The organism is uncultured Legionella sp. (assembly GCF_937871865.1).
Classification (GTDB): Bacteria; Pseudomonadota; Gammaproteobacteria; order Legionellales; family Legionellaceae; genus Legionella.
In genome coordinates this window covers 17,298-27,256 of record NZ_CALMPD010000017.1, presented here as the reverse complement: position 1 = coordinate 27,256, position 9,959 = coordinate 17,298, and the positions used below count along the sequence as shown (strand labels likewise).

The window sequence follows — 9,959 nt, the reverse complement described above, 5'->3', positions numbered from 1 at the left end:
TTGTAACCAGTCGCGACATTCGTTTTGAAACCAATTTGTCATTAACTGTTGGACAGGTTATGACTCCTAAAGACAGATTAGTTACAGTTAAAGAAGGTGCGAGCAGAGAACAAGTACAAAGCCTGTTACATAAACATCGTATTGAAAAACTGTTAGTTGTGAATGATTCATTTCAACTAAGAGGATTAATCACAGTAAAAGACATCCAAAAAGCAAAAGATAATCCTTATGCATGCAAAGACGGTTCAGAACAACTCCGTGTTGGGGCCGCAGTTGGTGTAGGTGAAGGTACTGATGAACGAGTCGCTGCATTGATTGATGCTGGTGTTGATGTCATTGTGGTCGACACAGCACATGGTCATTCACAAGGTGTATTAAATCGGGTGCAATGGATTAAAAAGCATCATCCCGATGTACAGGTGATAGGTGGTAACATTGCTACGGCAGCTGCTGCTCGTGATTTGTACCAATGCGGTGCAGATGCCGTTAAAGTAGGTATTGGTCCTGGTTCTATTTGTACTACACGTATTGTTACGGGTGTTGGTGTCCCCCAGATTAGCGCTATTGCTAATGTTGCAAGTGAACTTAAAGGAAAAATTCCGGTTATTGCTGATGGTGGTATTCGTTTCTCCGGTGATTTGTGTAAGGCATTAGCTGCTGGTGCCGATACTGTCATGTTGGGTGGAATGTTTGCTGGCACAGAAGAGTCTCCGGGTGAAATTGAATTGTATCAAGGTCGTACTTATAAGAGTTATCGAGGTATGGGATCTATTGGTGCTATGTCTTTAGCTCAGGGGTCTAGCGATCGATATTTCCAGGATGGCACGCAAGGTGCTGAAAAACTGGTACCTGAAGGTATTGAAGGACGAGTTCCCTATAAAGGGCCAGTACAAACTATTATTCATCAATTACTGGGCGGACTGCGTTCTTGTATGGGGTATACTGGTTGCTCGACCATTGATGAATTACATTCAAAAACTGAATTTGTGCAGATTACTAACGCAGGGATACGTGAATCGCATGTACATGATGTGAGCATTACGAAACAAGCTCCTAATTATCAAGTGGATAATTAATAATGACAGATTTAAAACAACGCCCTTTGCTTATTCTTGATTTTGGCTCGCAATACACTCAATTAATTGCCCGACGTGTTCGGGAAATGGGAGTGTATTGCGAAATTTTCCCTTACACTATAACTACGGCACAATTCGAACAATTAGAACCTTGTGGCGTAATTTTGTCCGGTGGTCCATCTACTGTGACGCATGATGCCAATCCACGCGCTCCTCAATGGTTATTTAATGCAGGTTTACCTTTGTTAGGCATCTGTTACGGCATGCAGACTATGGCTGTTCAACTTGGTGGGGAAGTGCACTCTTCTTCTTTACGTGAGTTTGGCTATGCTGAATTAAGCTTGCATGGACACAGTGTGTTGTTTACAAATATTGAAGATAGAACGTCGAATACCGGCGAAGCTCTTCTGGATGTATGGATGAGTCATGGTGACAAAGTAACTAAATTACCCGATGGATTTAATGTTATTTGTGAAACCCGCAATGCGCCAATAGCTGGAATGGCCGATGAAAGCCGGCAAATGTATGGTCTGCAATTCCATCCTGAAGTGACACATACGGTACAGGGCTTACGTATTTTGCAGCGTTTTGTTGTTGATATTTGCAAGGCACCTACAACATGGACAGCGGGTCATATCATTGATGATGCCATTACGAATATCAGAAAAAAAGTAGGAAAAGATAAAGTACTGCTTGGGTTATCTGGGGGGGTTGATTCTTCTGTGGTTGCTGCTTTGCTACATAAAGCGATAGGAGAGCAATTAATCTGTGTTTTTGTTGATACTGGCTTATTGCGTCTAAACGAAGCAGAACAAGTAATGCTCATGTTTGGTCAACACATGGGTATTAATATTATTGCAGTAAATGCGGAAGAAAAGTTCTTGTCAGCTCTCAAAGGAATTACCTGTCCTGAAGAAAAAAGAAAAATAATTGGCAGGACTTTTATTGAAGTTTTTGATGAGGAAGCGCAAAAATTATCAGGAGTCAGCTGGCTTGCACAGGGGACAATTTACCCTGATGTTATTGAATCTGCAGCGACTGATACTAATGGTGCGTCAGTAGTGATTAAATCACACCATAACGTGGGTGGTTTACCGGAAACGTTGAATTTGAATTTATTGGAACCTATCCGAGAATTATTTAAAGATGAGGTGCGTAAAATAGGGCTTGAATTAGGATTACCTCATGAAATGGTTTATCGGCATCCGTTCCCGGGGCCGGGCTTAGGGGTGAGAATTCTTGCCGAAGTTAAAAAAGAATATGCAGAAATTTTACGTAAAGCAGATGCTATTTTTATAGAGGAGCTTCGTGCTGCCGATCTATATCATAAAGTCAGCCAGGCATTTGCGGTGTTTTTACCCGTTAAAAGTGTTGGTGTGATGGGCGATGGGCGTAAGTACGACTACGTCATTTGCTTGCGAGCAGTAGAAACAATTGATTTTATGACCGCTCATTGGTCACAGTTACCTTGGGATTTTCTTGGTACAGTATCCAATCGTATTATCAATGAAGTAGAAGGGGTATCTAGAGTTACCTACGATATTTCCGGTAAACCACCTGCCACTATCGAATGGGAATGAATGATAAAGTATGGATGCAATTAGCTTACGAACAGGCACTTCTTGCTTTGGAAGAGGGGGAGGTTCCTGTTGGAGCTGTATTGGTAAGTAAAGCAAATGAGTTATTAGGGGTGGGCAGAAACTCATTACAGCATAGTCATGATCCCTCTGATCATGCTGAGATCAAATCAATCAGACAAGCATCTCAAAAAATTAATAATCACCGATTATTGGATACTACTCTTTATGTAACTCTCGAACCTTGCGTGATGTGTGCTGGACTCATTGTTCATGCCCGAATTAAGCGCCTGGTTTTTGCTACACGTGATTTTAAAGCGGGTGCGGCGGGCTCTGTATTTAATCTTCTGCAAGGACATCCACTAAATCATAAAGTGCTGATTGATGAAGGCATTATGCAGCAGGAATGTTCTGATTTATTATCAAATTTTTTTAAAAGCCGCCGTTAAAATGTCGGACGTTTCGTCCGACATGGCAATCTGGTTAAGCATGATGATTTGGCTTATCTTGTAGAGAGTGTTTTTATGCAAATGTCTGAAGTGGTGTTCCTTATTCTGGGAAGCTTCTTTCGTGGAGCAATGACATGTCCGGCGAGGCGCCCGGCCCGACCTGGGGCGAGTATGTTGTGTCGGTTGGGTGCTTGCTTGAGTTTATAAGGCTAGTTGAAGTGCTTGAATTAATTTCTGACGTAATAGTTCTTCTTCCTCATTCGTCAAAGGGAGGCCTTGATGATTGGTGATATAAAACATGTCTTCTACACGCTCTCCGGCGGTGGCAATTTTTGCATTATGCAGATGAATGTCCAAAGTAAGAAATACTCTGCTTATTGTTGCCAGGAGGCCTGGGCGGTCATTGGTTACTAAAAATAAACGAGTATGATGATTAAGAGCATCTTCACTGTAGTTAATTTGTGTTTTAACCTTAAAATGAGCAAGGGCTCGGGATAGCCTTTTCCGAGAAACAGGAGGAATACTCGTTGTATTTGCCAAATGAAGACAGAGTGCCTGTTTGATATCCAGTGACTTTTGTTCATCAAAGAATGCCTGATTTTGATCGTCTAGTATAATATAAGTATCCAAATCAAATTGGTTATCGCAGGTTGTAATTGCAGCTTCCTGAATAGTAACGTGATGATTACTTAACACGGTAGTTGTAATGGTAAAACGTTCGTCACGGTGAGGCATGTATATGAATACTTCTGTGCCTCCCTGACTGTGATGTGGCATTATCATTACTAAAGGAAATTGTTTGCACGATAAAATAGCGCGAGTATGCCGTGCTATAACTTCAGGAGATTCATGGAGAAAATATTTTCCTTTAAACTGGCTCCATAGTTGCTCAATGCCTTCGGTTGGCAATGCTTGTGACATCAGAATATCAAGAGCATCTTGCTTTCTAGAATCAATTAAAGCTGTTTCATCCTGCAGCTTTTGTTCTTTATGCAGCATGTGCCTGGCTGCTCGATACAACTCTTTGAGTAATGAATCTTTCCAGGCATTCCATAGGTTAGGGTTGGTGCCGCATATATCGGCTACAGTAAGTAAATATAAATAGTCAAGATATCTTGGATGAGGAAGTTGCTGGCAAAAATGTTCTATGGTTCTAGGATCATAAATATCCTGACGTTGAGCCGTCTGTGACATTAACAAATGATAGCGAACTAGCCAGACCAGTAAATCACTGTCTTCTTTCTTAATACGGTGTCGCTCTGAAAACAGTTGTGCTTCTATGGCACCCAGCTCTGAATGATCTCCTCCTCGTCCTTTAGCAATATCATGAAACAGGGCACTAAGATAAACAATTTCTGGTTTATCTAATAACGGCATAATTTTGGCACAAAGAGGAAATTGGTTTGCATAAGCCTCTTGCTTAAATCGGGAAATATTACGAATGACAAACAAAGTATGCTGATCTACGGTATAAGCATGGAATAAGTCATATTGCATCTGGCCTGTAACTGTTGCGAAACAATCTAGATAGTGAGCCAATACTCCGTAACGATTCATTCTTTGTAATGCTTCGTAAGGGCTATTATCAGCTCGGATAATATTCATAAAGATTTGGGTTGCTTCAAATGACTCTCTAAAGCGTTTACTCATCAGGAATAATGATTCTCTAATTAATCGGATAGTACTTGCCCTTACGCCTTCTATATCAGGTCTTTTGGCTATCCAGAAAAACAGCTTTAATAATGCATGGGAGTTTTGTTTGAACACTCGAGCATGCCGGACTTCAATATAGTGATTCGACAGTTGAAATTCATTATCCAGATGGATTATTTTTTGTTTTTGGTTATGAGCAATGGTTTCCTCAAACCACTGCAAGAGCATTTCATTTAATTCTCTGTTTCGTTTTAGCACTTGAAAGTAATCTTTCATAAATTGTTCGATGGCCAGAGAATAGGGCTTGTCTTGATAGCCAAAGACCTGAGCCAACTTCACTTGATAATCAAAAGATAAACGTTCTTCAGCTTTTTCTGCCAGCATATGCAATGCAAATCGAACTCGCCAGAGGAAGTGCTGGCAGTACATCAAGGCCTCGTATTCTTTATCCGTAATAAAACCGTGGCTGATTCCATCTGCTAATTTTTTTACATTAAAATGACGTTTGCTGATACTGAGCAAAATTTGTAAGTCTCGTAAGCCCCCTGGCCCATTTTTTATATTGGGTTCGAGGTTATAAGCAGTCTCACCATATTTTGCATAACGCTTGTTTTGCTCTTGCTGTTTCGCATAAAAATATTCGTTGCTGGGCCACATATGCAATGGGTGAATTTGATAATTTAATTCTTCCATCAGAGTACCCCTGCCACACAATAAAAACATATCCATCAGGGTTGAAATAACGGTAAGATCCTGGCTTGCAAGTTCAGCACAGGAAGAGACTGTAGTTATCTGGTGACCTACCTCCAGGCCAATATCCCAGCAATCCTGAATAAACATTTGTGCTCGTTGTAAATGGTGCTCGCTAATTTGCTCGGTATGCAGGATTAAAAGATCTATATCGGAATGGGGCTGCAGCTCTCTGCGCCCATAGCTTCCCAGGGCAAGGAGACAAAAATGCTCGTTTTCATCCATTTTGTTTTTAATAAAGAGTTCTATCAGTAAGGTGTCTATAAATGCAGCTAATTTACGCGTAATAGAACTGATATTAGTCTTTGGGCTGAATTCCTTAGAGAGTTCATCCCTGAACTGTTTTATTGTATTTTTAATGGTTTTGCTATCGTTCTTCATTACGCAAAGTCAGAATTTCTACGCCGCTATCTGTAACCAGTAAAGTATGCTCCCATTGAGCTGAAAGACTGTGATCTTTAGTAACTACTGTCCAGTGATCTGGTAGTAAACGAGTATGATGCTTGCCTACATTAACCATGGGTTCTATTGTAAATGTCATTCCTGGCTCAAGTTTCATTCCTGTACCGGGTACACCATAATGTAATACTTGTGGATCTTCATGAAATATTCGTCCAATTCCATGACCGCAGTATTCTCTAACGACGGAACAGCGATTTTTTTCAGCATGTTGTTGAATTGCATGGCCAATGTCACCGAGTCGTACTCCTGGTTTAACCATATCTATACCAATGAATAAACAATCGTGAGCTATTTGCACCACATTTTTGGCTTTTACTGAGGGCTCTCCGATGATAAACATTTTGCTGGTATCACCATGATAATCATCTTTAATGACCGTTATGTCTATATTGATGATGTCGCCATTTTTTAATGTCTTTTTGCCAGGAATACCATGACAGACTACATGATTGATGGAAGTGCATATGGACTTAGGAAAGCCATTATAATTTAAAGGGGCAGGAATGGCCTTTTGTACATTTACAATATAGTCATGACATAAGGTATTCAGTTCGTCTGTACTTACGCCTTCTTTAACATAAGGCCCTATCATTTCCAGAACTTCACCTGCCAGGCGGCCTGCAACGCGCATTTTTTCTATTTCGTCAGGTGTTTTAATTGTTACTGCCATAATGATACTTCCAAAAAAACATTAATGTTATCACAAGCCTAAGAAGAGAAACAGTCCAGATGAATTCCGGTAGTTATTCATAAATAAATAAAAGTATCTTGTTAATTTATAGATTATTTTTTCAATTGCATCAACGCATTTCCGACAAATAAAGACCACACTGTTCTTTTTTGTCTGATATTGTATAATTATTGCCTTGATTTTTCTATGGCAATTTCATGAGTAAAGCTAAAACAGATAGAAACCTTCAAACGACCCCATTAAAAAATGTAGGCATCTTTAAAGAAGGTGCGAGGCGCTCAACAAGACAAAACAATTCAATTTATTCTCAGAGTGGCCTTGCAAAAAAAGATATCAGCCAATTCAAGCCCAAAACGTTATCTGGTGATTTATTTCTCCATAAATCAGATAGACCTACTTCGACAAAAGATAAAAGAATGCACCTTGCCAGGATTCGCAAATCTATGAAGTCATTAGCTATTGATAACATGGTTGCTGAAGATTATATTCCTTCTTCATTAGACCAAATTGATCTGGTTTCAGTGAAGTCAGTTAATTTACTTAGTAATTTTGATGGACGAGGCTTGTTTGCTAGCGAAGATATTCCTGCTGGCACTTGTATTGCTCTCTATACTGGTGAAATATATTCCTCTATTGCTGAGTTCAACCGCTTTCTCGCAACAAATTCTGAGGCGGATAAAAGTTATGCAATGACTATTGCTGGCAGAATTGTAGATGCTGCTAAAAAAGGTAATTTTTCTAGATACATCAATTTTTCTGACAGTCAGGATAATGCTGTATTTGAAGAAGGCATGTTAGATCGCAGAAAAGTAGTAAAAGTCATTACGATCAAAGACATTAAGATGGGGCAACAATTATTAATTAACTATAATATTTATGAAGAACGTGCTTCCAAATCATATTTCTTTCTTAATCCCAGTGATGGTGCTTTATCAGCATATGAATTTTATGAAATGAATCTGAGACATTATGAGATACAATCAGTTGAAGTAAATCTGCCTGCATTAAATCTGGTGGTTAATCAGCAGTGTTTACTTACTCCTGCTGCGATAGCCGTATTGGACAATATATTGTTATCTGATATTGAACATCTTGATTTCGAGAGTATTGACCTTCCTGTTCTCAACCTTAATGCATATCAGGAGGTTCTTGATTTTAATGAGACTGATGTGTTTACTCCCTTAATGGCAGCATGTTATTTAGGCCAGGTCAATAATGTGCAGTGGCTTATTACACATGGCGCCAATGTTGATCAACAGCAAAATCAATCTGGAAATTGCCCTTTGTTTCTCGCTCTGGAAGGGTATAACATGGTAAGGCAGAATAACTCAAACTACATCAAGCTGCTCGCTTTATTAATTCGAAATCAGGCGAATCCAGCAGTACATGACAGGGCAGACAGAACATTTTTGCATAAAACGAGTACCGTCTTATCCGACGAACATTTTGCTCAAATAATTAAACTGCTGAATCAAACTAATGCAAAGCAATTTATAACGCTCTTTACCTATGCAGAAGAAAATGGTTTTGATCTTGTGACTTATTGCTTAAAAAATAAAGCATTTAATAAAATGATTCTGCTTTTAAAAGAGTATCCTGAATATTTCACTAAGAATTATGAAGGAGAAGAGCAAAGACTTAATGGTGTCAATATTGATGCATTTAAACTGGCTATTAAGGATTATAGTCTAGATGATCAGGAACACTTATATCAGCTTTTGGAACTGCACGATGTTAAGATGAGTTCAGGGTTATTAGTGATCTTGGGGCTAAGCAGCGCTACTGCTGCGACCATGACTTATTAGAGTCAGGGGATTTGAGTAATAGCCAAGTGATATTTGCATTATTTCCTTGGCTATTAAACGTTATAAAGTTGTCCGGGCTTGACCTGTCTCTTACCGCTGATTTCAATAGCGTTTTGCAGTATGAAATGAAACTGATACCCGTTAATGAGCAGGAAAAGGAATATTTAAAGAAGTATCAGAACATGTTAATACAACGGTGTCAGCATTTGTCAGAACAAAGTCAATATATCGCATCAAAAATATAATCATTAATATTATCCTAAGTATTTTTTGTTATAATCTGGGTTAAAAATTTACTTGGTGATGATATGTGGTACAAAATGCTTCTGAAAAATTTCTTTATAGCAAAAGTAAAAACTGAAGAACAAGACGCTGCCATAAAATTTATTAATGCATTTTTTCCACTTTATGAAAAAACTGCCAGAGAATATAATAACACGTTACCCCCTCTGATTATTTGGGGGCTCGTTAGTAAATTTCACCAAAAATATGATTCTGTAGAAGATAAAACAGTCTCTTTACAGGTTTTGTCCAGAGAACTTATTGGTATCTCTTTGCTTTTAATGAAAGCAACTTTTGATGAGGTGCTCTGGAATGAAGATTTCATGCTTGATGTTCCTGAGATCAGAGCGGCTCTCTGCCTTTATGCCACCGGAAACTATATTAGCAAAGAATCGCTCGTGCCCTACGATGAAATGACGGACGAAGAATGGTGGGGCGAACAATTTTCTGATATTGAACAAATTCCCACTTTTTTAGGTCAGATTCATTTTCTCGAAGCAGCAGCGTTTAAAGCATTAGACTATAAATTATCGATTGATTTCGAGTATGTTTTATCATTTCTTGTTAAAAACAGAACGGTAGTTGAAAATGCAGTGACAAAAAATGGAGTACTGATTGAAAAGAAAATCGATGTTTCTCATGCATTGTTTGACTATTATAAAGACGATTCGCACAAGATAAAAGGTAAAAATAACCAAGAGGAATATCGTAAAGAGTGTTTTTCTGGGAAAAGTGACATTTTCGATGAATTTTTATATAAACTCAAACTAAGACTAACGGCACATCAATACATTGATCAAGGGAAGTTGCACGACTTGCAAGAGCTTCTTGATTGTGAGCCTAAGAAAATAACAGACATTACTCTTTGGTGGAGGTCATTATTCCTTTCTTCTAAATGCATCACCCCGGATATTATCAAAAAGAATATTCTGGATTTACGTGATTATTTAAGGCATGGAGAACATTGCGATATGTTTTTAACCAAAGTACCAAAAAACAATCCGTCGGTTAAAGCTGACTGTGTAGGTGATGATTCTGCATTAAAAGAGCTTCCAATAGTAGAAAAATCCCAATCCTCGTTAATTCGGGCAGGAATGTTCTCAACAACTAAAACACCTATTGAGACGTCTCCTCGTCATCGAGAATCATTGTCAGCTGATAATTCCTGCGCGGCAAAATCAATCGGATGAGAAGGCTCCTGGATAACATTCTAA

General features: G+C 38.8%; 7 protein-coding genes. 5 read left to right on the top strand and 2 right to left on the bottom strand.

The features are described 5' to 3' along the window. From Q0495_RS01020 to tadA, 3 genes are all read left to right on the top strand, one after another. Positions 1-1,076: IMP dehydrogenase (locus Q0495_RS01020; protein WP_298622153.1), on the top strand; the 1,076-nt coding region annotated here is incomplete at its 5' end. A 2-nt stretch (positions 1,077-1,078) separates the two neighbouring features. Beyond that, a complete protein-coding gene (guaA, locus tag Q0495_RS01015; RefSeq protein ID WP_298622151.1) occupies positions 1,079-2,656 on the top strand; it encodes a glutamine-hydrolyzing GMP synthase in 1,578 nt (525 codons plus the stop codon). Next, positions 2,653-3,102: a tRNA adenosine(34) deaminase TadA gene (tadA, locus tag Q0495_RS01010; protein WP_298622149.1), complete on the top strand. Its 450-nt coding sequence runs from the start codon at positions 2,653-2,655 to the stop codon at positions 3,100-3,102. The genes guaA and tadA overlap by 4 nt, the downstream gene beginning before the upstream one ends. A gap of 201 nt (positions 3,103-3,303) precedes the next feature. On the opposite strand, the gene glnD is transcribed toward tadA, so the two are convergent. Both glnD and map read right to left on the bottom strand, forming a co-directional pair. Continuing rightward, positions 3,304-5,886 (bottom strand): [protein-PII] uridylyltransferase, encoded by a 2,583-nt coding sequence (gene glnD / locus Q0495_RS01005; protein WP_298622147.1) that lies wholly within the window; start codon positions 5,884-5,886, stop codon positions 3,304-3,306. Continuing rightward, entirely contained in the window at positions 5,873-6,637 is a 765-nt protein-coding gene (gene map, locus Q0495_RS01000) for a type I methionyl aminopeptidase (RefSeq protein ID WP_298622145.1), read from the bottom strand. Before map ends, glnD begins: the two co-directional genes overlap by 14 nt. A 218-nt stretch (positions 6,638-6,855) precedes the next feature. Here map and ankI point away from each other — a divergent pair, with 218 nt between their 5' ends. Together ankI and Q0495_RS00990 are read left to right on the top strand one after the other, a co-directional pair. After that, positions 6,856-8,463 carry a Dot/Icm T4SS effector AnkI/LegAS4 gene (gene ankI / locus Q0495_RS00995; protein ID WP_298622143.1) on the top strand — a complete coding sequence of 536 codons (1,608 nt, stop codon included), beginning with the start codon at positions 6,856-6,858 and terminating at the stop codon, positions 8,461-8,463. A gap of 308 nt (positions 8,464-8,771) precedes the next feature. Then, positions 8,772-9,935, top strand: coding sequence for a hypothetical protein (locus tag Q0495_RS00990; protein ID WP_298622141.1), 1,164 nt, complete (start codon positions 8,772-8,774; stop codon positions 9,933-9,935). The last annotated feature ends 24 nt before the right edge of the window (positions 9,936-9,959 follow it).

Excerpts from the sequence above, each read along its gene's own strand:
- guaA (WP_298622151.1), top strand. The coding sequence starts at position 1,079 with ATGACAGATTTAAAACAACGCCCTTTGCTTATTCTTGATTTTGGCTCG.
- tadA (WP_298622149.1), top strand. The coding sequence starts at position 2,653 with ATGAATGATAAAGTATGGATGCAATTAGCTTACGAACAGGCACTTCTT.
- glnD (WP_298622147.1), bottom strand. The coding sequence starts at position 5,886 with ATGAAGAACGATAGCAAAACCATTAAAAATACAATAAAACAGTTCAGG.
- map (WP_298622145.1), bottom strand. The coding sequence starts at position 6,637 with ATGGCAGTAACAATTAAAACACCTGACGAAATAGAAAAAATGCGCGTT.
- ankI (WP_298622143.1), top strand. The coding sequence starts at position 6,856 with ATGAGTAAAGCTAAAACAGATAGAAACCTTCAAACGACCCCATTAAAA.
- Q0495_RS00990 (WP_298622141.1), top strand. The coding sequence starts at position 8,772 with ATGTGGTACAAAATGCTTCTGAAAAATTTCTTTATAGCAAAAGTAAAA.